General features: G+C 60.2%; 28 protein-coding genes. 20 read left to right on the top strand and 8 right to left on the bottom strand.

Annotated elements, in window-relative coordinates; translation table 11 throughout:
• Nucleotides 1-177: 177 nt before the first annotated feature.
• The 3 genes from ACSMXM_RS15710 to queG all read right to left on the bottom strand — a co-directional run bounded on the left by ACSMXM_RS15710 (nt 178) and on the right by queG (nt 3,363).
• Nucleotides 178-1,170: an adenosine kinase gene (locus ACSMXM_RS15710; protein WP_460317374.1), complete on the bottom strand. Its 993-nt coding sequence runs from the start codon at nt 1,168-1,170 to the stop codon at nt 178-180.
• 96 nt (nt 1,171-1,266) lie between these two features.
• Nucleotides 1,267-2,211, bottom strand: coding sequence for a hypothetical protein (locus ACSMXM_RS15705; protein ID WP_460317373.1), 945 nt, complete (start codon nt 2,209-2,211; stop codon nt 1,267-1,269).
• Between the two features lie 66 nt (nt 2,212-2,277).
• The gene (queG, locus tag ACSMXM_RS15700) at nt 2,278-3,363 is read right to left on the bottom strand and encodes a tRNA epoxyqueuosine(34) reductase QueG (RefSeq protein WP_460317372.1); all 1,086 of its coding nucleotides are present in this window, start codon (nt 3,361-3,363) and stop codon (nt 2,278-2,280) included.
• Nucleotides 3,364-3,503: 140 nt separating this feature from the next.
• Between queG and ACSMXM_RS15695 the strand changes: the two genes are divergently transcribed.
• From ACSMXM_RS15695 to ACSMXM_RS15670, 6 genes are all read left to right on the top strand, one after another.
• Nucleotides 3,504-4,448 (top strand): ABC transporter ATP-binding protein, encoded by a 945-nt coding sequence (locus ACSMXM_RS15695; protein ID WP_460317371.1) that lies wholly within the window; start codon nt 3,504-3,506, stop codon nt 4,446-4,448.
• Nucleotides 4,445-5,926 (top strand): ABC transporter permease, encoded by a 1,482-nt coding sequence (locus ACSMXM_RS15690; protein ID WP_460317370.1) that lies wholly within the window; start codon nt 4,445-4,447, stop codon nt 5,924-5,926. Before ACSMXM_RS15695 ends, ACSMXM_RS15690 begins: the two co-directional genes overlap by 4 nt.
• Nucleotides 5,927-6,176: 250 nt before the next feature.
• Nucleotides 6,177-6,767, top strand: coding sequence for a GNAT family N-acetyltransferase (locus ACSMXM_RS15685; protein ID WP_460317369.1), 591 nt, complete (start codon nt 6,177-6,179; stop codon nt 6,765-6,767).
• 1 nt (nt 6,768) lies between these two features.
• The gene (locus ACSMXM_RS15680; RefSeq protein ID WP_460317368.1) at nt 6,769-7,233 is read left to right on the top strand and encodes a RidA family protein; all 465 of its coding nucleotides are present in this window, start codon (nt 6,769-6,771) and stop codon (nt 7,231-7,233) included.
• Between the two features lie 37 nt (nt 7,234-7,270).
• Nucleotides 7,271-8,023 (top strand): glycerophosphodiester phosphodiesterase family protein, encoded by a 753-nt coding sequence (locus ACSMXM_RS15675; RefSeq protein ID WP_460317367.1) that lies wholly within the window; start codon nt 7,271-7,273, stop codon nt 8,021-8,023.
• Nucleotides 8,024-8,115: 92 nt separating this feature from the next.
• Nucleotides 8,116-9,264: a GNAT family N-acetyltransferase gene (locus ACSMXM_RS15670; RefSeq protein ID WP_460317366.1), complete on the top strand. Its 1,149-nt coding sequence runs from the start codon at nt 8,116-8,118 to the stop codon at nt 9,262-9,264.
• Between the two features lie 9 nt (nt 9,265-9,273).
• Here ACSMXM_RS15670 and ACSMXM_RS15665 read toward each other — a convergent pair whose 3' ends face one another.
• The gene (locus tag ACSMXM_RS15665) at nt 9,274-9,603 is read right to left on the bottom strand and encodes a hypothetical protein (protein WP_460317364.1); all 330 of its coding nucleotides are present in this window, start codon (nt 9,601-9,603) and stop codon (nt 9,274-9,276) included.
• Nucleotides 9,604-10,342: 739 nt separating this feature from the next.
• On the opposite strand from ACSMXM_RS15665, the gene ACSMXM_RS15660 reads away from it, so the two are divergent.
• The 12 genes from ACSMXM_RS15660 to ACSMXM_RS15605 all read left to right on the top strand — a co-directional run bounded on the left by ACSMXM_RS15660 (nt 10,343) and on the right by ACSMXM_RS15605 (nt 21,180).
• Nucleotides 10,343-11,242 carry a DUF7146 domain-containing protein gene (locus ACSMXM_RS15660; protein WP_460317363.1) on the top strand — a complete coding sequence of 300 codons (900 nt, stop codon included), beginning with the start codon at nt 10,343-10,345 and terminating at the stop codon, nt 11,240-11,242.
• Nucleotides 11,223-12,554: an AAA family ATPase gene (locus ACSMXM_RS15655; protein WP_460317362.1), complete on the top strand. Its 1,332-nt coding sequence runs from the start codon at nt 11,223-11,225 to the stop codon at nt 12,552-12,554. Before ACSMXM_RS15660 ends, ACSMXM_RS15655 begins: the two co-directional genes overlap by 20 nt.
• A 286-nt stretch (nt 12,555-12,840) precedes the next feature.
• Entirely contained in the window at nt 12,841-13,452 is a 612-nt protein-coding gene (locus ACSMXM_RS15650; RefSeq protein WP_460317361.1) for a recombinase family protein, read from the top strand.
• An 88-nt stretch (nt 13,453-13,540) separates the two neighbouring features.
• Entirely contained in the window at nt 13,541-14,248 is a 708-nt protein-coding gene (locus tag ACSMXM_RS15645) for a hypothetical protein (RefSeq protein ID WP_460317360.1), read from the top strand.
• Nucleotides 14,249-14,253: 5 nt separating this feature from the next.
• The gene (locus tag ACSMXM_RS15640; RefSeq protein WP_460317359.1) at nt 14,254-14,724 is read left to right on the top strand and encodes a terminase small subunit-like protein; all 471 of its coding nucleotides are present in this window, start codon (nt 14,254-14,256) and stop codon (nt 14,722-14,724) included.
• Nucleotides 14,721-15,077 (top strand): hypothetical protein, encoded by a 357-nt coding sequence (locus ACSMXM_RS15635; RefSeq protein WP_460317358.1) that lies wholly within the window; start codon nt 14,721-14,723, stop codon nt 15,075-15,077. The genes ACSMXM_RS15640 and ACSMXM_RS15635 overlap by 4 nt, the downstream gene beginning before the upstream one ends.
• 12 nt (nt 15,078-15,089) lie before the next feature.
• Nucleotides 15,090-16,637, top strand: a complete 1,548-nt coding sequence (locus ACSMXM_RS15630) for a terminase large subunit domain-containing protein (protein ID WP_460317356.1) — start codon at nt 15,090-15,092, stop codon at nt 16,635-16,637.
• Nucleotides 16,638-17,138: a phage virion morphogenesis protein gene (locus ACSMXM_RS15625; RefSeq protein WP_460317355.1), complete on the top strand. Its 501-nt coding sequence runs from the start codon at nt 16,638-16,640 to the stop codon at nt 17,136-17,138. It abuts the gene before it with no gap.
• Nucleotides 17,135-20,050 carry a phage tail length tape measure family protein gene (locus ACSMXM_RS15620; protein WP_460317354.1) on the top strand — a complete coding sequence of 972 codons (2,916 nt, stop codon included), beginning with the start codon at nt 17,135-17,137 and terminating at the stop codon, nt 20,048-20,050. The genes ACSMXM_RS15625 and ACSMXM_RS15620 overlap by 4 nt, the downstream gene beginning before the upstream one ends.
• A complete protein-coding gene (locus tag ACSMXM_RS15615; protein WP_460317353.1) occupies nt 20,047-20,397 on the top strand; it encodes a hypothetical protein in 351 nt (116 codons plus the stop codon). The genes ACSMXM_RS15620 and ACSMXM_RS15615 overlap by 4 nt, the downstream gene beginning before the upstream one ends.
• Before the next feature lie 10 nt (nt 20,398-20,407).
• The gene (locus ACSMXM_RS15610) at nt 20,408-20,623 is read left to right on the top strand and encodes a hypothetical protein (RefSeq protein WP_460317352.1); all 216 of its coding nucleotides are present in this window, start codon (nt 20,408-20,410) and stop codon (nt 20,621-20,623) included.
• Nucleotides 20,623-21,180 carry a hypothetical protein gene (locus ACSMXM_RS15605; RefSeq protein ID WP_460317351.1) on the top strand — a complete coding sequence of 186 codons (558 nt, stop codon included), beginning with the start codon at nt 20,623-20,625 and terminating at the stop codon, nt 21,178-21,180. The genes ACSMXM_RS15610 and ACSMXM_RS15605 overlap by 1 nt, the downstream gene beginning before the upstream one ends.
• Nucleotides 21,181-21,183: 3 nt before the next feature.
• On the opposite strand, the gene ACSMXM_RS15600 is transcribed toward ACSMXM_RS15605, so the two are convergent.
• The gene (locus ACSMXM_RS15600; RefSeq protein ID WP_460317350.1) at nt 21,184-21,399 is read right to left on the bottom strand and encodes a hypothetical protein; all 216 of its coding nucleotides are present in this window, start codon (nt 21,397-21,399) and stop codon (nt 21,184-21,186) included.
• A 212-nt stretch (nt 21,400-21,611) separates the two neighbouring features.
• Complete coding sequence (locus ACSMXM_RS15595; RefSeq protein ID WP_460317348.1) at nt 21,612-22,040, bottom strand: type II toxin-antitoxin system PemK/MazF family toxin; 429 nt, start codon at nt 22,038-22,040, stop codon at nt 21,612-21,614.
• Nucleotides 22,041-22,146: 106 nt separating this feature from the next.
• Between ACSMXM_RS15595 and ACSMXM_RS15590 the strand changes: the two genes are divergently transcribed.
• Both ACSMXM_RS15590 and ACSMXM_RS15585 read left to right on the top strand, forming a co-directional pair.
• Nucleotides 22,147-22,722: an SOS response-associated peptidase gene (locus tag ACSMXM_RS15590; protein WP_460317347.1), complete on the top strand. Its 576-nt coding sequence runs from the start codon at nt 22,147-22,149 to the stop codon at nt 22,720-22,722.
• A 183-nt stretch (nt 22,723-22,905) separates the two neighbouring features.
• Nucleotides 22,906-23,178, top strand: a complete 273-nt coding sequence (locus ACSMXM_RS15585; RefSeq protein WP_460317346.1) for a hypothetical protein — start codon at nt 22,906-22,908, stop codon at nt 23,176-23,178.
• A gap of 231 nt (nt 23,179-23,409) precedes the next feature.
• Here the strand turns inward: ACSMXM_RS15585 and ACSMXM_RS15580 are convergent, their stop codons facing one another.
• A complete protein-coding gene (locus ACSMXM_RS15580; RefSeq protein ID WP_460317345.1) occupies nt 23,410-23,790 on the bottom strand; it encodes a DUF2513 domain-containing protein in 381 nt (126 codons plus the stop codon).
• Nucleotides 23,787-23,915 (bottom strand): hypothetical protein, encoded by a 129-nt coding sequence (locus tag ACSMXM_RS15575; RefSeq protein WP_460317344.1) that lies wholly within the window; start codon nt 23,913-23,915, stop codon nt 23,787-23,789. Before ACSMXM_RS15575 ends, ACSMXM_RS15580 begins: the two co-directional genes overlap by 4 nt.
• Between the last annotated feature and the right edge of the window lie 105 nt (nt 23,916-24,020).

Here is a 24,020-nt window from a genome sequence, read left to right as displayed (position 1 = left end):
CGAAAGCCTGTCCGGGGAAGCTCAGTCTGCATATCACGTCGCGAACCATCCGTTCCATCCGTGCAGCCCGCTGCGCGACGGCAGGCCATGTCTCGGAATCGGTGGTGAAGGCGATATAGGAACTTTGCCGCACAATGTCAAAATTGTGCGGCAAAGACCGCCTTGTGTTCGTCGGCGCTAGCTTGCGGCCAGCGTCTGGGCGGCCAGGGTCTTCAGATCCGCTTCGGGCCGCGCACCATAGTGAGAGATGATCTCTGCCGCCGCGACCGCACCCAGACGCGCGCAATCGCCCAGATCCAATTGCCGTTGCAGACCCGCCAGGAAACCCGCCGCGAACAGATCGCCCGCCCCCGTCGTATCGACTATCTTGCCGGGGTCTGCGGCGGGAATTTCGATCGTATCCTCACCGGACAGGACGACCGCGCCCTTTGCGCTGCGGGTGACGACAGCAATATCTATGCGCCCGCGCTGCTGGGCGATGGCGGCCTCGAAATCGTCCGTCTGATAGAGGCCTTTCAGTTCCTCCTCATTGGCGAACAGGATGTCGACACCGCCTGCGGCCAGTTGCTGGAAATCCTGCCGATGGCGATCGACACAGAACAGGTCGGATAGCGTAAAGGCGACCCGGCCGCCGCCATCCCGCGCCACGTCCCGTGCGCGCATCATCGCGGCGCGGGCGCTGTCCGAATCCCACAAATATCCTTCCAGATAGGTGATGGGCGCTGCACCGACGGCGCCATAGTCGACATCCGCTTCGCTCAGATCGACGCTGGTCCCCAGAAAGGTGCTCATCGTGCGTTCAGCATCGGGCGTGACAGAGATCAGGCAGCGGGCGGTCGGCACGCCATCCGTCGACGCGGGCGTCTCATAGCTGACGCCAACGGCGCGAATATCATGGCGAAAGATGCGGCCCAGCTGGTCGTCGGCAACACGTCCGACAAAGCTGACGGAACCGCCCAGCGCCGCGATGCCCGCCGCCGTATTGGCCCCCGACCCGCCGGAAATTTCCGTTGCCGCCCCCATTTTCGCATAGAGCGATTCCGCCTCTTCGGCGTCGATCAGGCGCATCGCGCCCTTGGGAAGGCCGTTTTCGGACAGAAAAACATCCTCGGCAGGGGCGATAACGTCGACAATGGCATTTCCGATGCAGACGAGGGGGGCGTTAGGCATCTTTTACATTCTCCATTACCAACAAATTTGATAAATTCATTATGCAACTCCAATCCAGATCAATTTCTATAGATTTCATATATCAAAGTGCGACCTTCATCTCCTTTTAGGAAGCGGCCTCCCCCGCGCTTGGTATTCTTCAGCCACTGCCCTCTCTAAGGCCGCCGATCCAAAAAGATGGGCATCTAATCTCTTCGCAATATCCACGAAAGCTCGCTGATCAGCGGTCACTTTCTCAGACGCCTCGGCCATCTTCGTCCATTGCCGTTCTGACATAGCTTCCGACCAATTCTCAGCAGTGGAGGCCTCTCTAACAAGCTCATGGTAAAGCTGCCTGGGAAGCAGGGAGTCTATTGCCTCGAAAGATCCATCCTCTTTGACCTGTCTCTGAATATATTGGCTTTCCCCGGTACTTAGCTTTCCTAAAATTAAAAAGCGTGCCAATTTGACATATAAGAAATCTTCAACGCCCCCATTCCCCTTAACGCTGATAACACCGTGTCCAATTGATCTAAGAATAAACAAGTTCCAATTTTTTGGGGGAATCAAGTCAACATGAGAAAGACATCTTAATGGTTTCATAGCTATAAAATATATTGGAAAGCAATTATTCGCAGTTTCACCTAAGGTGTATTCGCGCCAATTTTTTTCAATATGAGAAAATTCATTTTTCAACTTTTGGTTATGTTCGCTCATAACCATAACGCGCCACAGTAGGCTCACACAAAATTTTTTTAACCAAAGCCCGTAAGAAATGCCAATTAGATCCTCCTCAAGAACTCGAGGATGGAATACCACATTCGCGAAAGGCGTCTCAAAGTCATTGAGAGTACTTTCACATTTTGAACATAAAAAATGGCGATGGGGGCCATCTTGTGGAACAAGATTTGGGTTACTTTTGCTACGAAAAACACCTGTTGGAGAGGTATCTTTCATCCATTTGAATGCGAACTTCGGAATCATATGAGAATCGACAATTTCTCTTTGCTCTCCACACAGGTTACACAAGCCGACCCCAAAACTGTCTCCAACAATTTGCATGCTTTTCCTTTTATATTGATTGGTAGTTTCGCCGGCAGAAAGCGGGCATCATCAAATAACGCGATTTTAAATTAAGCTAATATTTCCTCTACTTTCTTCAAGCCCCCATCGCGCCGCCTCCCGAACGCCTTCCGAGGTGTCATCAAGCAGCGGCGTCAACGCTGCCACCGCCCCGTCGCCTCCTTGATTGCCGAGGGCGATTGCAACGTTTCGCACGAAACGCTCGCGCCCGATGCGCTTTACTGGCGATCCCGCGAAAACGTCGCGAAAGGCGCCATCGTCAAGCTGTGCCAGATCAGCGAGGCTCGGTCGGACGAGCGCAGGACGCGGGGCAAAGGCGATTTCTTCGGCGGCCCTGGCGAACTTGTTCCACGGACAGACGGCCAGGCAATCATCGCAGCCATAGATACGATTGCCAATGGCGCGGCGAAACTCGTGCGGGATCGGTCCCTGATGTTCGATGGTCAGATAGGAAATGCAGCGCCGGGCATCCAGGCGATATGGCGCAGGAAAGGCATTGGTGGGACACGCGGTCTGGCAGGCATCGCAACTGCCGCACCGATCCGGGTGCTGCCCAGTCGGCTGCAGGTCCAGCGTCGTATAAACCGCGCCCAGGAACATCCACGACCCTTCCTGCGTGGACACGACATTCGTGTGCTTCCCCTGCCAGCCGATGCCCGCCGCCTGCGCCAGCGGCTTTTCCATCACGGGCGCCGTATCGACAAACACCTTTAATTCGCTGTCTGGCGCTTCGCCGACGATCCAGCGGGCAAGCGACTTCAGCCGCTTTTTGACGACATCATGATAATCGCCGCCATGCGCATAGACCGATACCGCCCCGATCGCGGGCTGGTCAGCATGGCGCAGCGGGTCAAGCGAGGGGGCGTAGCTCATGCCCAGCATGATGACGCTCTGCACCTCCGGCCACAGGTCACGCGGACTGGTGCGGCGGTCCGCCTTTTCCACCATCCACAGCATGTCGCCGTGCATTCCCTCGTCCAGCCATCGCTTCAATCGGGCACCGGCCTGCGGTACCGCGTCGAAACGCGCGATGCCGCAGGAGGAAAAGCCCAGCCGTGCGGCTTCGGCGCGAATATCCGCAGCGCCAGGCTCTGACGCGCGATAATCTGGCAAGGCTTTCTTATCATTCACTCTGCCATATGTAGGCAGGAGAGCGGCAACGTCACCCCGAACTTGCGCCCCGGGCGTCGTTGCGCGCAGGAAAATTTGCTTTGGCCATGCGCTTACCCTTCCCGGCGAGCGCATGGTGCGGCCGGAATGGAAAGACCCGGATGACCTACGCCATAGAGGCACATGGCCTCGCCAAGCGATTCGGCGATAAGATGGCGGTGGGCGGCGTCGACCTGACCGTGCCAGCGGGCAGTATCTTCGGTTTCCTGGGACAGAATGGGGCGGGCAAAACGACCACGCTCCGAATGCTGCTGGGCATCCTGTCGCCTGACGCGGGCTATGTGACGGTTCTGGGTGACGATTATCCGCTCAGCGTGGCACACCGCATCGGTTACCTGCCGGAGGAGCGCGGCCTCTATCCTTCGATGACGGCACGCGAGACCATCGCGTTCATGGGCGCCCTGCGCGGCATGCCGCTGAAGGCCGGGCGGGAACGCGCCGAGGAATTGCTGTCTACCCATGGCCTCGGCGACGAAATCCATTCAAAGATCAGAACCTTCTCAAAGGGAATGGCGCAAAAGGTTCAACTGCTGGGCAGTTTCGTGCATTCGCCGGACCTGATCGTCCTGGACGAGCCATTTTCAGGCCTCGATCCGGTGAATCAGGCCGCTTTGGAATCGATCATCATCGGGGAACGAGCACGCGGCGCGACGATCCTTTTTTCCACCCACATCATGTCCCATGCCGAGCGTCTGTGCGACGGTCTGGTCCTGATTGCAGGCGGGCGAACGCGCTTTTCGGGTTCCGTGGCGCAGGCGCGCGCTGTTCTGCCCGCGCAGGTGGTGATGCGCACCGTCGACCCGCTGGAAAATGCAATCGGTCATCTGCCGGCAACATTCGCCCGCGATGCCAATGGGCTTTATCGCTTTCCCCTGCCCGATGAAGGACTCGATGCGACGCTGAAGCGGCTGGTCGCCGCAAATGTCGGCATCAGCGAACTGACGACGGAGCGGCCGACGCTGCACGATGCCTTTGTGGCCATGGTCGGCGATCCAGAGGCGGACGACATCAACCTCCGATCATCCGAGCAGGAGACGTACCGATGAACGCGCCCGGTTTCGTCAGGGCGGCATGGACGATCGCGCGCCGCGACATCACCGCGACCATCTTTTCGCGCGGCTTTCTCATATGGCTGACCATGCCCATCCTGGGCCTCCTTTTCGGCATCCTCGCCAGTGTCGCGCAGGGCGGTGGTGGCGACTCGTCACGAGAGCCGACCAGCGCGGCGGTAATCGATACAGAGGGCGCCTTCGCACCCTGGCTGCTCGAGACAGCAAGGCTGGAGCGTGCGCGCGACCGCTATGCACAATTACGACGCAGATTTTCGACGGTGCGTCCGACCGAGGCACTGCCAGAGGCGCTGTCACCGCCGCCGGCGCGCCTTGACTTCGAACAGCTTCAAACCCTGACAGAAGATAATCGACTGGACCGCATAGAGCGGGAATTCCAGTTGGGCACCGGGGACACGCTTAAGGCGCTGGGGCTTGAACCGACACGCATGGCGCTGACCCGCGTCACGGCGGAGGGCGACCTTGACCGCCAGGCGCAGCGATTGCTGAGCGGCGATCCCGGCCGCTTTGGTGCCGTCGTTCTGGTCCGGGAAGGCGAAGTGTCGGTCGTCCGCCGCGACGGAACGAATGTGGACCGTCTGCGCACCCTTGCCGGACAGGCATGGGAACGGCGTGCACTCGATCAGGCCGGGCTGCTCCAGCCCTTGAAGACAGCGATGGCGGGACGCCCGGACATCGGCGTCGAAACCATCGCCGACGATGATCGCGAAGCACCCGCCGGGCAGCGGCCTGATGATCGCAGCACAGCGCTCGCAACCGGCGCGGCCATTGTCCTCTTCACGCTCATCTCCCTCCTGGCAGGCGCACTCCTGTCCAACATGGTGGAGGAGAAGGGCAATAAGGTGATCGAGATACTCGTTGCTTCGGTACCGATTCCCGCGATTTTCGCCGGCAAGCTGGTGGGCATGCTCGCAGTTTCGCTTCTCGGCGTCGGTGTCTGGGGCGCGGTATTCGGCGGTGGCGCGATGTTCATTCTTGGGCAGCTTCCCGCCGGCATTCTCGCCGACCCAGCACGCGGCTGGCCCCAATTCGTGACCCTCGTTTCCGCCTATTTCGTGACCGCCTATCTGATTTACGGCGCTGTATATCTGGGTATCGGCAGCCTTTGCACGTCGATCCGAGAGGTTCAGACCCTCTCAATGCCGATCACCATCCTGCAAATGGTCGTGCTCGTATGGACCATCGGTGCCATCAGCGATCCCGATGGGCTCAGCGCCACCATCGCCAGCTGGTTCCCGCTGTCCGCGCCCTATATGTGGGCCGCGCGCGCCGCTGCTGGCGAACAGCTCGGCATGCACATGCTGGCCATCGCCTATCAGCTGGCCTTTGCGGGGTTGATCATCTTCGTCGCCGCCCGCCTGTTCCGCTATGGCGTCCTTCGGTCCGGGCCGCCGCCCAGCCTGAAGCAGCTGGGAAGTAGCGCGAGGTTCTGGGTGCGCGGCCGCTCGGCTTAACTTGGGGGTGCAGTGCGCTAATATTTTGAGAGTGCGGTAATCTTAGACAAATGCTGCGCAGCATTATCTGCAGCATTTTGCGCGTTCCCCGCCACGTGTACCGCAGCCCCCGTGTCTCTCTCTTTTGCAAAGTCCGGCCGCTTCGGCCCCGTACAGCTTTCCGGGCTACCTTCAACCGAGAATTGAACGCCCCAACGCATCGGGGCGCCGGACGCTTGCACGTGCGGCGCCATCGCGGCAGACGCGCGCCATGGACGATACCGAATTCAGCATCCGCCCCGCTGAGGCTGCAGACGCCGCGCGCCTCTCGCTGATAGGTCAGGCAACATTCCTGGAAAGCTTCGCCCATGTGCTGAGGGGCGAGGATATCGTGATGCACTGTATGCACCAGCATTCGCGCGACGATTATGCCGCCCGCCTGCGGTCTGCCGACGGGGCGCTGTGGCTTGCCGAACTCAGGAAGGGGGCACCGATCGGTTATGCCGCCCTCAGCCCACCGGACCTGCCGGATGTGGAGGTCGGACCGGGCGACGTGGAATTGAAGCGCATCTATGTCCTGTCCCGGTTTCACGGCTCTGGCGTTGCGGCGCAATTGATGGGCCGGGCAGTCGAACATGCCTTGGCCGCCGGTAACAGCCGTTTGCTGCTGGGTGTCTACAGTCGTAATGGGCGCGCAATCCGCTTTTACCAGAAGAACGGTTTTTCCCTGATCGGCAGCCGCCGCTTCATGATCGGTGCGAACCATTATGACGATGTCATCATGGCAAAACCGCTTCCCGTCGCTAATCGGAAACATGACGAAGCGCTTGCCTTTGGAGAGGCAAGCCGGAAAGAGGGGTAATATGTCAATCGAAGAGCGCCTCGCGGCTCATGGGCTCAGCCTTCCACCAGCGCCCTCTGCGGCTGCCAATTATGTGCCGTTCGTGCGCACCGGCAACCAGTTGCACACCGCCGGCCAGATCCCGTTCGACGCCGATGGGGAATTGATGTGCGGAACCCTGGGCCAGGATGTGACGACGGAGCAGGGCTATGAAATCGCCCAGCGCTGCGCGCTCGCCATCCTTTCTCAGGCAAAATCCGCGCTGGGATCGCTGGATGCCATCCAGCGAATCGTCAAACTGAACGTGTTTGTGGCGTCGGCGCCCGGCTTTACTCAGCAGCCGGAGGTTGCAAACGGCGCCAGCGATCTGATGGTGAATATATTGGGTGAATGCGGGCGCCATGCACGCAGCGCGGTCGGCGTTGCCGCCCTGCCCCGCGGCGTTGCGGTCGAAATCGACGCGATCATCGAAACAAATGCTGACTGACGCAGCCAGGCACAAGCGGCGCCAGCTAGAGGCAAAGATGGCAGCGCTTTCCGCGCTGCCATTTGCGCATCGCGGCCTGCACGTGGATGGCGGAGCGGTCGAGAATTCTTTTGCAGCATTCGACGCAGCGATAGAGGCGGGGCTGGGGATCGAACTTGATGTCCAGTTGACCCAGGAGGCGGGGGCCGTCGTTTTTCACGATGCGACGCTGGAACGCCTGACCGATCAGACCGGGCAGATCATCAAATCCTCGATGAAGCAATTGTCCCAGGTCCGTCTGCGCAATTCGGAGGAGACGATTTCCAGCCTGCAGGATGCGTTGCTGCACATTGCTGGCCGCGTTCCGGTGCTGATCGAGGCGAAGGCCGGCGACAATTCCCCCATCGCCCTCGCCCTCGCCGTTCGCCGCGCGCTTGAGGGCTATGTCGGCCCGGTTGGGATCATGTCTTTCAATCCCGCCGTCTCGCGCTGGTTTCATGACCATTTTCCCACGATGCTGAACGGCCTGGTGATGAGCGAGGAATCGGACACGGTCGGCGCGCCATGGCGCGGCAGCGGCCCCGCCCGCATGCTGATGATCCAGCAGGCGAAGCCGAAATTCATCGCCTATGATGTCCGCTCCCTGCCCAGCCGCATTGCGAAGATGTTCAGGAAACCGGGGCGCCGCGCCTTCACCTGGACGGTGCGCAGCGAGGCAGACCTGGAACATGGCAGGCTGCATGCCGACCAGGTAATCGTCGAGGGGCTGGCCGCCAAATCCCTCGCAAAGGCCGGCCCATCCCCAGCGTGATTCAGCGGCGTCCCGGCGCGGTTGCCACAAAGCGGGCGGGTGCGCCCATCTGGCGCTTTGCCTGAGATTTTCGCGCACTATCTTATGGGCAGATGACAGACCCCCGTATCGAACTCCTCACCTCGGCAGACGCCTTCACAGCCACCGAATGGAATGCCTGCGCGGGTTCGGCGAACCCATTCGCGCTGCACGAATTTGCCGTCGCGCTGGAAAGATCGAACAGCGCGGTGGCCGCAACCGGTTGGCAGCCCGCGCATCTTGCACTGCGGGAGAATGAGGGCCTGCCCGCGACGGCCATCATGCCCGCCTATGTAAAATCGCACAGCCGCGGCGAATTCGTTTTCGATCATGGCTGGGCAGACGCGTTCGAGCGTGCCGGCGGTCATTATTATCCGAAATTGCAGATCAGCGTGCCCTTCACGCCCGCCACCGGGCCGCGCCTGCTGACCGAAGCGGGCGGCGATCCGGCGCTATTGCTGCAGGGTGCGGAGGCGGTGTGCCGCCAGCATGACCTGTCTTCGGCCCATGCGACCTTCATCGATCAGGCGCAGCTGCCCGTTTTTCAGGATGCCGGATGGCTGGTCCGCCACGGTGAGCAATTTCACTGGTTCAACCGCGACTATGGAGATTTCGAAGAATTTCTCGGCGCGCTTTCCTCACGAAAGCGAAAGGCCATACGCCGCGAACGCCGCGGCATTGCAGAGGGGCCACTGACGATCCACCGCCTGGAGGGCGCGGAAATTACGGAGGCCGACTGGGACGATTTCTGGGAATTCTATCAGGATACTGGCGCGCGCAAATGGGGCTCGCCCTATCTGACGCGCAGCTTCTTCTCCCTCGCCAGCGAAACCATGGCCGATCGGCTGCTGCTCGTCGTGGCAAAGCATGAGGGGCGGACCGTTGCAGCAGCACTGAATTTCATCGGCGGCGACTGCATTTACGGTCGCTATTGGGGCACGGTTGTGGACGTGCCCTTCCTGCATTTCGAACTCTGCTATTATCAGGCCATAGAGTTAGCCATTGAGCGCGGCCTTTCGCGCGTAGAGGCCGGCGCCCAGGGCGAGCACAAGCTGGCGCGCGGCTATGAGCCGGTCATAACCTATTCAGCACATTGGATCGCAAATCCGGGATTGCGCACGGCGGTCGCTGCCTTTCTCGATCGGGAGCGAGAGGCCGTTGAACGCGAGATCGAGGTGCTCGGGTCGATGGGTCCGTTCAAGCGAGACGGTACGCCCCGATAAGGGCCGTCCTCAGGCCGCCGCCTTCAAGAAGGCGCGCGCTTCTCGCTGCGCCGCCGCAATCTCTTCGGAATTCATCTCGCTGGCGACCTCGCTGCGATTCTCCTTTGCCCGCACGTCACCCTTCGCGGCGGCCAGATTGAACCATTTATGCGCTTCGATCAGGTTCATGTCGACGCCGTCGCCACCGACGGAATATGCCACGCCAAGCTCGTAGAGAGCTTCGGTATCGCCGATCATGGCTCGCAGCAATTGCTGCTGCAGAAACCGCGCATCGCCCTTCACCACTTTCGCCATTTCGTTGATCCACCTGTTGTGTTGTGTCGTCTCAACAATGGACATGATGGTGTTCAAAAATGGTTAACGAGAACAGACGCATTTCCGCCATTTATTAGCTATCGCAGCGGAAAACCGCGGGAAATACTTTCAATAGGTTGGCCGAGTCCGGAAAACCTCAACTACGCCCGTTCCGATCTTCTAGCCCTAATCTTCCCTGGCTCGGCGCCGGAGACGCCGATTGAGCAGCCAACAGTGTTGGCATGTCTTTCACGCGCCGAAGATTCGATGGTCTCACTTGGCGAGGCAAATGCCCTCGCATCGCAGATCACGGAGGCAACAGCGTGAACATAATAGACACTGTAGAGGCAGCGGACCTAGCGACGAACCAAGGCTTTCCGATCACCGCAAGGACGTTGGAACGATACCGGCAGAATGGTCGCGGGCCAGTTCATTTGAAGCTTGGATCGGCGCCGAATGCGCCGGCGCGCTACCGCCCATCCGACGTGCTGGAATGGGTCCAGACCCAAATTATCGAAGTGCAGACAGCCGCATGAGCACGCCCACGAAAAAGGGCCGCACCCAGGCAGACGCGGCCCCCATCGCAATCATCCCAGGCACCCCTGCCACAGGAAGATGCAATGCAGGGTAGCCTCGCAACGCCACAAGCCAAGCCCGCATTCAGCGCCGATTTAAGGCAAATGCTCGCTGCCGCGCGCGATCCTCTGGTACGTCGATACGCTTCGACCGGTCGCGAAATCCTGTACATTGGATGGCGGCCGCAACGGGTCGAGGGTGGCCGCCAGTGACCGGCGAAACCATCGACTTTGCTGCCGTAATGGAACCTGTCGCACGTGCATTGCTGGGCGAGCCAAACCGGAAGATGTCGACTCGCACCGCCCTACGGTTCGGGAACAGGGGATCGCTTGCCGTCGATCTTCAACGCGGGCGATGGTTCGACCATGAAGCGGGCGAAGGTGGGGGTGTTCTCGACCTCGTAAAGCGCGAGCTGCGCTGCGAGACGCGGGATGCGCTGACATATCTCGGCGCCGAACCAAGCCAGCGCCCGGTTGCCCGAACTGCGACACCACGACCGCCAGTCGATGACGTTGCCCAGCGGCGGCGCGACAGGAATTCGCGGCATCTCTGGAACTGTGGCGACGATCCCCAAAGAACGCTCGCTGAGACTTACCTGAGGTCGCGCGGCCTGAGTCTCCCGGAAGACTGCCCGGAAGAGATATTCCGCTTCCACCCTGCCTGTCCGTTCAAGGGCGAGCGGCACCCGGCCATGCTGGCGCTGATGCACGATCCTGTCACTGGTGCACCCTGCGGCGTGCACCGCACGGCGCTCACCCCGGACGGTAAAAAGATTGATCGCGCGATGCTTGGTCGTGCCGGCGCCATCATGCTCACCGACGCTGCGGACGTGACGACGGGCCTAGGAATTGCCGAGGGCATCGAGAACGCAATGACCGTCTTGCAGGATGGCTTTGCCCCGATGTGGGCAATGGGCAGTGCGGGCGGCATCGCCCGGTTGCCGGTTCTCGCTGGCGTCGAATGCCTCACGATCTTCGCAGACCACGACGAAGCCGGACTTGAAGCGGCACGGGAATGCGCACGGCGCTGGTCCAGCGAAGGCCGCGATGTCGAAATCAGGATGCCAGGTACTCCCGGCACGGATTGGAATGACCATGGCCGGCTTTGAGAACGTAGCCAAGATCGAACACTACCCACCCTTCGCTTCTCCGGCGGGTGAGGAGAACGGCGGCGTTTTCTCAATCACTGCGACCCCTTTTGGATGGCCGGACCCCGCTAAAATACCTGAAAGGGCCTGGCTTTATGGGCGGTGGCTGCTTCGAGGCACCATGACGGCGGTCATCGCCCCAGGGGGCGTCGGGAAATCGTCTTTCATGGCGGCAACCGCTATGGCTCTTGCAAGCGGCACCGCATTTCTCGGCAAGACCATATGGGGCGGGCCACAGCGCGTTTGGCTGTGGAATCTCGAAGACGATGGCGACGAGCTTGCGAGGCAGTTGTCAGCTGCAGCTATACATCATCGACTAACGGCAGAGCATTGCCAAGGACGGCTGTTTGTAGACAGCGGGATGGATGGGGCCGGACTGTGCACCGCAACGGAAACAGCTGAAGGCGTAAAGATAAACACCCCGGTCATCGAGGCTTTGGTTTCGGAGCTTCTCCGCCGGGAGATTGACGTTTTAGTCATAGACCCTTTCGTCTCCTCTCATCAGGTCGAAGAGAACGCGAACAGCAAAATAGACAAGATCGCCAAGGAATGGAGCCGGGTAGCTAAGCGCGCCAACTGCGCGGTGGTCCTAGTGCATCACACCCCAAAAATGGGCGGTGAAAAGGTTACTGCGGAAAAGAGCCGTGGGGCCGTCGCGTTGCCCTACGCCGCGCGCGTAGCCCTCACTCTGAACCGGATGACGACCGACGAGGCAGAGCAGTTCGGAGTCAGTGACGATGAACGTAGAGCCTACTTCGCTGTCCAAGACGACAAGCACAATCGAGCCCCTGTAGAAGCGGCAGACTGGTTTAAACTGGCGTCCACATACCTTCGCAACGACCCTTCCGGACAGTGGGGCGATAGCGTCGGTGTTGTCGAAAGCTGGACGCCGCCAGATGCTTTTGACGGCATAAACCACACCGTGCTTCGCGCCGTTTATCAGGCAGTCTCTGAAGGTGAATGGCGGGACAACTGGCAATCCCCGGACTGGGTAGGTCATGCAATTGGCAACGTCATCGGAGAGGACGCTTCCACTCCCCCGGGACGCAAGCGGATACTCACCCTGCAGAAGCAGTGGACGGGAAACCTTCTGGCAATTGAGGAACGCCCAGACGCTAAACGAATGACCCGGAAATATGTTGTTCCCGGCACCCCCCCGAACAATGTTGCCCCACCTAAACCGAGTGAGGCGGTGCAAGGTGTGGCAGGTGTTGCGCATCATGCTGCCCCACCACCACCCCCCCCCTGTAAGGGGTGGGGGTGTGGCAAGTGAGGCTGAGGCGGTTTCATTCAGTGGGGCGGACGAACCGGGCGACCAGAAGCGTGGGTCCATGCCCGCACCGAGGTTCTGATGATGGGCGAGCCTACCTTCTCGGCCAGCCTGTCAGCCTCGCGTGCGCATGCGCGAGGGACTGTACCGCAAACCCCTGCTGGAACGGCTGCATCGAAAGCACGCATTTCTGCGGTTCTGACACCCTGCATTAAATGTACCGCAAAACAGTTGTTTTATAGCACATCATGGAATACGGTGATTGCCTCACTGATCGAGGACGAACTCCATGACCCGCGCCGCCCTGTACCTTCGCGTCTCCACCGACCGGCAGACCGTCGAGAACCAACGGCGGGATCTGCACAAGCTGGCGGACCTGAAGGGCTGGACGATCACTCAGACCTATACAGACGAGGCGCTCAGCGGTGCGAAGGGGCGGGACAAGCGACCGGGGCTGGAAGCTCTGATGAAGGACGCTGCCCGTCGGAAGTTCGATATCGCGGTGTTCTGGTCAGTGGACCGGCTGGGCAGATCGACCAGCCAAGTCGCAACGGCGATGGCGGAACTCGACGCACACGGCATCGCGCAGTTCTATCATTCCCAGGCCATCGATACGTCGACCCCTCACGGTCGGGCCATGCTGCAAATGGCGGCCGTGTTCGCCGAACTGGAGCGGGCGATGATCGTCGAGCGTGTGAAGGCTGGGCTGGCGAGGGCAAAAGCCGAACCGGATCACATTCGCCGCGCCAAGGGCAAGAGACCTATCGGGCGCCCGTCCCTGCCGAAGGCCAAGGCCACAGAAATCGTTCAGTTGCGAAGCGCGGGCCACAGTCTGCGCGCCACTGCCAAGGCATCGGGCGTGTCGCTCAGTACCGTGCAGAAGGTTCTCGCAACCGCCTAGCTGTTCATCCAAGTCTTTCCCCGTCCACCCTGCCGCTAGCGTGCCGGCCGGAATGGGCAGCTTCAGCTGCACGCTGGAGCAAAACCTCATGAATACCATCATCACCGACAAGCGTGCCACCAAGGCAGCCGAGCAGGCTATCGAAGCCTACTTCGACGCTGAACGCGCGTTGACGCTCACCAAGGCTGAGATTGAAACCCTGCAGACCAGCACAGACCGATTGCAGGCCCGTCTCGACCATGTGCACGAAGAAACCCCATCGACCACGGGCTACGGCGATGCCGACGCTGCGGATGCACTTCTGGCCGATCCTGACATGAAGACGGGCAGCGCAATCATGGCAAAGCTCAAACAGGCTGTGACCCGCGACAAGTCGGCAGTGAAGGCTCATCGCGAGGAAGCGGCGCCCCTCCGTGGCGGCATTGCCCGTGGCAAGCAGCGCATTGCCGCGCTGGAAGCAAAAGTCCCCGAACTGGAGGCTGATCTACACGACGCCATCCTTTTCGCTGCCCATGCCTGCAGCGAAGCGTATTACGGCGAACTCGTCTCCCGTTCCGAAGCGATGCGCACCGAAATTCTCGATCCGATGTTTAACCTCTGGCGCATCAATGACGGTGCCTACAGACACCCCATGCGACATGGCCGGAAGACGCCGGAGGGTTGCTCGGTTCACGATCCCCGCCAGCTAGCAAAGCTCAGCCGTGCGGATGGCCGGCACACGAAAGCCATCTTCCCTGCTTGGGACATCGATGCGGTCGAGCCGTCTGTCCTGTTTTCTGCTTTCCGCAAGGGGTAGGTCGGATGCCCAAAGACTCCCCTGCCCCTGCCCTAATCGACGACCAGCGCCGCGAGATTGCGATGGCGATCATCGACCGGATCGCGGCGGGGGAGTTTTTGAAGACGGCTTGCGAGGCCGATGGACGGATATCATCCCGCACATTGCACCGCTGGGTGAAGGCGGACGATGATCTCGCTGCAGAACTGGAATCCGCATGGCACGAACACGCAGAGAACCTCTACGCGGAGCATGCTGCCTTGGCCGCAACCGCAAACCCTGAGAATGCGCAGGCGATCAAGGTTCGGCTTCACGCGCTGCAGTGGCGCATCGAGAAGCTATCACCTGAGGTTCGGAAACGGGTTGAACATCACGTAACCGGCTCCGTCGATCATCGACACCAGACGCTCGACCAGCACGGTATTGAGGTCATCTCGGCAGCATTCGGCTTTTCGCCTCAAGTCCTCCTGCCTGCCCCCAAAGGGGATGACGAATGAGCTTCGCGAGCAGCACCGAAGTGCGAGAAATGATCGGCGATGCGGGCTTCCGGCGTCTCGTCGAGCATCATGCTGGACGGGAGATCTATGTCCCCTTCGAAGGTAGCACCTCGGACGCTGCCAAACGGTTCGAGAGGATCATGGGCGACGACGCGCCCGCCCTGCAGGAAGCGTTTGCGGGAACCCATATCCGCGTACCCCGGCGCCTTGGCCCTGCGCGTGTGGAAGTCCCCCGTCTTGCTGCTGCCGGCCTGTCCCTGAACGAGGTTGCGGAGCGGCTCGATATATCCTTCGTCACTGCCGCCAAGTTTTACCCTATTCCGGTGCGTAACCCGGGCGTGTCAACGACTTAGGCCACGGCTAACATGCTCCGCATGTTCGAAACACCCGCCTCCATCTTCATGCCCTACCAAGTCCAGGCGCTGCAGGACATGCAGCAGTACGATCTGGTTGTGTACGAGAAGTCGCGCCAGATCGGACTGACCTGGACGGCGGCTTTCGCGGCGGCGGCTACGGCGATGAAGAGCAAGGCTCTGGGTGGTCGGGATTTCCACTATTCACCGCCTGCGCAGGATCTGTCTGCCGAGTTCATCGACGAGGTGAAGTTCTTTGCCGAGATCGTCTTCAAGCTCACGATGTCCGAGCCGGAATATGACACCGAGAACAAGCTCAAGCTGACATTCTCAAGCGGAAATTCAGTTTACGGCCACACTGGCGCGGCGCGGTCCCTGCGTGGTTCCAAGGGCAGTATCCTGATCGACGAGGCGGCGCATGTCGACGATCTGGAAGGCGTCATGGCCGCAGCCAGCGCGTGCACGATGTGGGGTGGTTCTATCACGGTCATCTCGACGCACTGCGGCGCTGAAAACCCCTTCGTGAAGCTCATAAACGATATTCACGCGGGGAAGCGCGGCGCCAGTGCAGTAGCGCGCCGTGTGACGTTTTCAGATGCTATCGAGCAGGGGCTGTACCGCCGCATCTGCATCGAGAACAAAGAGAAATGGACGCCGGAAAAAGAGGCTGCGTGGGAAGCCAGCGAGAGGGCGAAGGCCGGTCCCGCAGTTTCCGAGGAATATGACTGCGTTCCACAAGCCGGCCGGGTTCAGTATCTCCTGCGCAGCGAGATCGAACGGGCGATGATCTCTGTCGGCGCGCGCATGGCGCGGCTGAGCCTCAAAGACGATTTCACGGCCTTGTCAGAAAGCGAAAGGTTCGACCGCATCAATGGCTGGTTCGACGCCGACGTGATGCCGGCCATTGCCGCAATGCCGAAGGACCGGTGCAGCTACATCGGACAGGATTTTGGGCGCTCGCACGATCTGAGCGTTATAGCTGTAGGACACGACACCGACACAGTGCGCCTCAATGTCCCGCTGATCGTCGAACTGTCGAACGTCCCTTACGTGGAACAGCAGCATATTCTCGACCGGATCGCGGGTGCCATTCCCCGCTTTGCCGCTGCCAAGCTGGACGCGACCGGCAACGGCGCCGTCATCGGGGAGAACTTCGTCCGTCGCTGGGGCGAAAGCCGCGTCGAGGCCGTGAAGCTGTCAGAGAAATTCTATCTCGCGCACATGCCGCGCCTGCGGGCGAAGATCACCGACGGTTTGCTCCACCTGCCCCGCGATGCGGAAGTTCTGGAGGATCTGCTCGCCATCGAACTGGTGAACGGCATCCCGAAGATCGGACGCGCGAGCGGTAAGCGTGGCCGTCATGGTGACGCTGCGATTGCCCTCATGCACCTGGTGGCGGCGGCTGATCGTCCCGCAGTGATAGAACCTCATCGCTCGGCAGGGCGCCGGGTCAGTTACATGCATTCGGACTGGGATCAGTTCCGTTTCCCCCATCGTGAGCCGCTCGGCAGCAGCGGGTTCGGGATCGTCCGGTCGCATCGTGTCGGATTGGCGGCGTAGATGGGTGTCAAGATCACCTTCGACGATGGCGGGTTGAGCCTCGCGCTACGCGGTATGGCAAAGAACAGCCAGGACTTGCGGCCGCTGTTCACTCAGGCTGCGAACTACATCGAGGATTCCGTCCTTACGAGGTTCAACACCGGACGGGGGCCGGGTGGAACGCCGTGGAAGCCCTCACGGCGCGCGCAGGAGCAGAACGGGCAGACGCTGATCGACCGTGGCAGGTTGCGGGGGTCTATTACCTCGAATGTTGGGGAGGACTTCGCCGAAGTCGGATCGGACGCCCAGGCGGACAGCGCGAGCTACGCGGCCACTCACCAATTCGGCGCGAAAATCACTCCCAAGAACGGTGAATTCCTGATCTTCAGCGGCGCCGATGGCGGCATGGTGTTTGCGCGGGAAGTGAACATTCCTGCCCGTCCTTTCCTGGGCTTCGATGAAGACGACCGGGCGGAACTGGAACTGCTTTCCGACACGTTCTGGCAGGGGCCGGTACGATGAGTGAATTCGTCACCTCGGTACGCTTCAAGGCGGACGGCACCGACGGCCTGGTAGGGCAGCTGTCGGCGGCGGAAAAGCAGACGAAGAAGCTCGGTACGACGGTCGATCAGCTGAGCCGCGAATTCCAGAAGGAAGCGACGGAGAGCAAGCAGGCCGCAGCCGCTCTGGGCACGCTCGACGCTGCCAGCGACCGTGTGGCGGCAGGGTCTGTCCGCACCAGAAACGCCGTCGACGCCGTTACGAAGTCCGTGGGCCAACAACGCGCCTCCATGGCGAACCTGAGCTTCCAGATTCAGGATATCGCGCAGGGGTTCGCTCTTGGCACGCCGCCGATGACGATCTTTGCACAGCAAGGTGGGCAGCTGGCGTTCGCCATGTCGGGGCTAAGCGGGAAGATCGGGACCGTTGCATCGTTCCTTGCGGGACCGTGGGGATCCGCATTGCTCATCGCCACAGCGGCCGGCGGCGCGCTCGTCAGCAGCCTCCTCGATACTGACAAGGCTGCCGACCAGGCGAAGGAAGGGCTGACTGAATTCGCCAAGCGCCAGTCCGACATCGCGCAATTCATCGACCTGACGACCGGCAAGCTGAAAGAGCAGAACGAGGCTCTGATCGCCAACGCGCGCCTTACCCGCATCGAAGCGATTGCTGCGAATAATGCGGAGATCCGCAATCTCGCTGGACAGGCGCGGTCCCTTGTCGGTGAGGCTGGGCAGGGATCGATTTCGGCCCTCGATTACAGCGCTCGTGAAGGTGTACCCGGATCGAAGCAAAGGGCGCTCGCCGCTGCGTTCGACAAGGAACTGAAAGACATTCTCGACCGGACGCGCGGCAATGTGCAGGCGTTGGACCGGGAACTGCGCGAACTGGCGGAAGATCGGCCGGAATTCGCCAAGCTTGCGGGCGAGGTGAACGAATACGCATCGAAGGCGGTGCTGGCATCCCGCGACAGCGAGAGGCTGAACAAGGAACTGCGCGCGCTTGCAGGTGACACGACGGCGGTGCGGGAGGAAGCCAAGAAGGCGAAGCTTTCGGTCGACAAACTGTCCAAGACTGAACGTGAGGCAGCAGCTGCAGCGAAGAAAGCCGCCGCTGAGACGCTGGCCTTCGACAAGTCGATGAATGACCTCGCACGGTCACTGGAACAGGCTGAGCGCGCGAAATTCGCATCCGAGGTCGACCGGCTCACGAATGCCTATACCCCTCTCCAGGCAGCCGCAGAAAACTACCGTGAAGAACTCGAGCTGATCGACAAGCTTCTGAAGCGGGGAGAGATCAGCGCGGGACAGGCAGGGCAATTCCGCAAAGGTGCGGAGCAGGCCCGTCTTGAAGCCCTGGACGCGGCCCTAAAGGATGAATTCGGTGCTGCTGGCAAAAAGGCTGGTGAAGCCTTCAACCGGGAAGCTCTAGCGCGCGCAGAAGCCATCGGACAAATCATCGGTGGAAAAGCCGGAGACGCACTGACCACGGTCATCGGGCTTATCAGTGGCGCGAAGACCGGGGACTTCACCGCCATAGGTGGGCGTACCGGCGGTTTCGCGACCATTCTTGCAGATGTATTCGGCGGTAAGAACAGTCCGTTCGTCACTGGCCTGAAGGATATATTCAACCCGCTCAAGGATGGGCTGAAGGATATTGGCGGCGACATCGCCAGCGCGCTCGGCATCAAGGGTGGTGCTGGAGGAATAGGTCAGATCGCTGGGCGTGCGGCGGGTGGTGCAGCCATCGGTGCAGGTGTCAGCGGAATTATTGGCGGTTCAGGCCTTGGTGGTTCGCTGGGGGGCGCATTGGGTGGCGCTCTCGGGGGCGAACTTCTTGGGTCACTTGGCAGCTTCGCCGGCCCTGTCGGGTCCATCGTGGGCGCTATCGGTGGAAGTCTGATCGGTGGCCTCCTGAAGGGCAACAAGACCGCTGGCGCAGTCATTACCGGCCCCGGCAATGCGCGTATCGGTGGCGCTGATACGGCAGCGTACGGCACTGCAGGCGATCTGGGCAGCGCGGTAACTTCCGGCCTCGATCAGATCGCACAGGCGCTGGGCGGCACCCTCACGGCGGGTGGGATTACCGCCATCGGCACACGCGGCGGTGAATTCCGGGTCAATACGACTGGCGACAGCCTTAAGGGTAAGAACGGCGCGCGCGGTTTCGGAGACGATAGCGCTGCGGCGGTGGCGTTCGCACTCGCGGACAGGATCAGCGACGGCGCGATCACCGGCATATCGCAGAAGGTGGCGCAGGCTCTCAGGTCGTCGTCAGACATCGATAGCGCCGTTCAGGAGGCTGTGAAGGTCAAGGCCATCGAAGAGCTACTGGCGGGCATCCTCAACCCGTTTGAGACGGCTATCAATGAGTTTGAAGGCCAGATGGCCGAACGGCTGCGCATAGGGCGGCAGTATGGCTTCGATCTGGTGGCGCTGGAGGAGCAGAACAACAAGGAACGCCTGGCGCTTCAGGAGCAGCTTCTGCGGACGCAGGTGGGGTCCATTCAGGACTTCCTGGATGACCTGTCGTTCGGCGATCTGTTCCAGGGATCGAGCGTTGAAAAGCGCGATCAGCTTCTGACGGAGATAGATGCGGCGCGCGCTGCGGCGGAGGAAGGGCAGGCAGGCGCAGCGGATCGGCTTGCAGGGCTGCTCAGGAACCTTGTCAGCACATCCAAGGATGCGTTCGGCACGGCGGGCGGCTTTGCGTCGGATATCAATCTGGCCCGCACCACCGGTGAAGGAATCGTTTCCGAGGCGCAGCGCCAGCTGGACGAGGCGGTCAAGCAGACGCAGCTACAGGATGAGGCCAACGAGCAGTTGGCCCAAATCAGGACCGGCATCGAGCAGACAAACCAGTACCTAAAAGGCCTGAACCTTACCGGCCTCAGCTTCGGCATCAATCCATACATCATTGAGGGTTCTCTATGATCGATCCGGCCACCCTCGCGAAGGAACTGGATGCGCAGAAAGCGCGCGTCGACAACCTCCTCGCCGAGATGAACGATAACAGCCTTCATATCCTCGCATCGGTGAACCTGTTGCGTGATCGTATCCAGCGCCTCGAAGCGTCTGTCGGCCTCGCGGAAACCTTCCTTGTCGCCGTGATGAAGGGCGCCGCCGGCGCGGTCGATGTCTCACGCATCATCAAAGACGCGGAGGACACCCTCGCGAAAGTGCGAGAAACGGCGCAGGAAGCCCCACACAGCGCCGATGAGGACGTTGGCGGCACCGATGGACCGAAGACGCCTTCAGATTCCCCCACGACCCTAAATTAGGAGACAGTCAGTGCGCTACGTATCGAACTTTACCCAGATCATCCGCGAAACGTCCTACAATCCGGGCGACGAGATCAACGAACTCGTTTCTACCGAGGGCAAGACGCCGGGTCAGGTCGAAACCGAAGAGACAGAGCTTGCCGGCGCCCTTGCCTATCTGGCCAGCCAGGGACGCCTTACAGAATGCCCCGACGAGGGCGAGCTTTACACCCATACGGCTCCGTAATGCGGGAGATCGAGGTATTCCGCGCCGGAACGTCCGCCTCAAAAGGAATCACGGCGGCCGACCTGCAGAAGATCGTAGGAAGCTACAACCCTGCCCTGCGTTCCGCGCCCGTGGTCAAGGGCCACCCTCAGAACGATATGCCTGCCTACGGCATCATTCAGAGCCTGCGGCAGGACGGAAACCGCCTGTTCGCCACTTTGGCAGACCTGGCAGGCAGTATCTTGGACGAATTACGGCTTGGGCGATGGATCAATCGTTCAATGGCGTTCTGGGCTGAGGATCACCCCTCGAACCCGACGCCTGGCGCATTATACGCCAAGCACCTAGGCTTTCTCGGTGCGGCACAGCCTGCCATCCCCGGCATGGATCCGATGACGTTTGCGGCTGAGCCTGTCATCACCAGCGCGCCCGACAATTGGACTGCTCGGAACACTGAAGTTTACAGCCAGGCGGACTGGTTCTGCGAGCAGGCGGATGCGCTGGTCGCGAGGGGGCTGTTCCGCGACGGCGGTGCAGCGCTGGATTATGTGCTCAGGAAGGCTGCGCAGGCGGCTTGAGCTTTACGGCCTTTCGGGACGCAGCACCCAAACCTGTGTGTAGTTCCGCAGAGCTTCAGCGTGGTCTGGGGCGTTTGCTTCCAGCCTCTTTATCGTTCCGAGTACAACGTTCCGCCATTCAGCTTCGCTGACGACCTTCTTGGAAACAAGTAGTTCCCTAAGCTCTTCCATGAACGCCAGCGTCGTAGGCTCATCGCTCTCGATAGGTTTGTTCGTCATAGTGTTTCCTCTGCCCCATCACACCCTTGCTGAAGGGTTTCTTCCCGTCAATCGCGGAACAAAGAAAAAGGGCCACCCGCGAGGATGGCCCTTAGAACACATCGAACCTACCAGCTTGTTATCGCCTTTGTAGGTCCGGCTGCCACGCTATAAGGAGGCAGTCTCCAAGCCCGATGCTTTCGCAGAGCGGGAACAGTCCCGTATGTAGGCGATCAAAGGTGGACAGTCAATGAATCGAACCCAAGACCACATAGCAAGCCAGCGCGAAGATCCTGCAGCTGGGCAGCAGTGATCCTGCCATTTACCCATTGCCTCTGACCGTCGAGCCGGGAGCGAGGCAGGCGAAATCTATCTAGTCGAGCGCGAGCAACAACGGCGAACATATCGCATTTCGCCCACATCGTCGCATTGTCGAAAGGTGGAGGTAATGGCCGCGAAAGCGTAATCTGCCGGTGATAAGGCTCCACAGTAGTGGGCGCACTAGTGCTAAGGGGAACAACGCCTACGAGCCCTTCACGCCGACGCAGGCGCGGCCCCATGACAACGACAGGCCTAACTTTAACCATTTCGGGCTGAGTAAAACCGGTGGAGTAATCGCAAGAAAGGATTTCCCCGGCGGAAGGATAATATCGCAAAGCCATTAGCGGGGCCTACTCACGACAAGAAAGCCTGCCAAGCAGGGCTATTCACCGTTTTTTGGAAATTACTCCTCTTGCTTCACCGGCAAAAATCGCGCAGCCGCACGACATGTGTAACCTCTACCGCATGCGCTCCAATGCCAGTGAGATCGCCTCACTGTTCGGCGCGAAGAACGCCGCCGGCAACATCCCAGACCTACCGGAGATATACCCGGATCAGGATGCGCCCATCGTGCGCAGCACAGACGCTGATCGCGTCATCGAAACCTTCACCTGGGGCTTTCCTCCGCCTGGCGCAGTGAAGCGGCCTGTCACGAACGTGCGGAATCTTGAAAGTCCTTTCTGGCTGAACGCATTGAAGCGACCGGATCGCCGGTGCCTCGTGCCGGTCACGTCATTCTGCGAATGGACTGGCGAGAAGGGTTCCAAGCGAAAGGTGTGGTTCGAACTCACGGATGAGCCGCTATTCGCCTTTGCGGGTATCTGGCGACCAGTGGAGGGCGAGAAGCCCCGCTATGCTTTCCTGACGACCGATCCGAACGAGATCGTCGGAGCAGTGCATCCGAAGGCGATGCCGGTGCTCCTTACCGCTGAGACGGCCGCGACATGGTTGGAGGCACCATGGGAAGAGGCGCAGAACCTGGTGGGGCCATTTCCAGACGATCAGATGAAAATTTCGGCGTAAGTTGCGCACTAGGGTCTGACAAACGGGGGACTGGAGTCTGTCAGACCCTAGTTTTCACGGGAATAGGAGAGAGCCCCATTGCCGCGTCGCATGGGTAAAACAAGGCTAATGCGGCATCGTTCCGTGAACGCAACATTAATGTGAGTAATTGACCTCCGTTCCACTTTCGTTCTCATGTGCGGCATGAGCCTGTCAGCCCTTTATCGATTCGCGACTATCAACGGGGGAGAGGTGCGCCAGGCGCATCGGTTCGTGCTGGACGTTGTGCAGCTGCGGCTGAAATACGTACCCCTATACGGGCAGCCAATCGTATTTGCTGGCGGCTGTAAGATCGGAGACAGCGTACTGGAAAAGATCGACGAGATTGCAGAGTTCGTGCTGAAGGCGGCGCAGAGCCAGGAGGCTGGGCGGGAGCGTGTGGACCCGCATCGGAACAAGCTCGCGGATATCAACTGACGGCGGTAACGATCCTACCCGAACAAAGCGAAGATGCCGGTCGAAAGGATAATCGACCATGCAGACGCTCGAACTCTACGCCCAGATCGCTACCATCATCATGCTGATCCTCGCCATCAGTGACCGCTTCGGGGACCGAACCAAATGACGACAGAACCGCCGACCCTCTCGGTGTAAAGGAGATGCTTTAGGAGCACTGTTTTCGGGAGGCAGGGGCCGGAGGTTCAGCAGTCAGATCGGGATACCTAAACGCTCTGCCGCGAGATGTTTGCCGTAAGCTTTCGCAAGGTCCCAAAGGAAGCCAACACTCGCACCCCCCGCCTTCTCAGCGCCAGATTTCGTGCGCTGCCAAATTTCTGGATCGCGAATGGAATCAAGGAATTCGTGCCCGCGATAGGTCAGGTGCTTTGGTTGCCAATCGAATCCGTCAGCACCTGAGTGACACAAGTTGGCAGCCTCTAAGAATCCCGCTTCGTGGAGCTGCATGACATGATAGGCGATTTCCCGCTTTGAGTGCCCTTCAAAGTCTAAGCTGAAGAACTTGTAGGGGTGATCTGTGTCGGCTTCGACAGCAAGCAGAATGTCTCTGACTAGATCCTTGTCTAGTTTCATTCAGCGCTCAATCCCCGCTCCACCAGCCGCCTGATCGCTTCAGGACGTGACGGCGGATCGTCCTGGGCTTTTCTCCAGCCGTCCAACGCCGCCAGCATTTCCGGCTGCACGCGAACAGCGATCATCTTTCCAGACTGCCCAGGGCGCCGCCCAAACGGCGACTTGCTATCAGGTGTTGACGTATTCATAGGGAGTTGATAGCAGGATAGCAGCCTGAGGGGAAGTACCAG

The organism is Pacificimonas sp. ICDLI1SI03 (genome assembly GCF_054740865.1).
The sequence above is the reverse complement of the archived record's forward strand: the minus strand, read 5'-3'. Positions and strand labels throughout refer to the sequence as shown.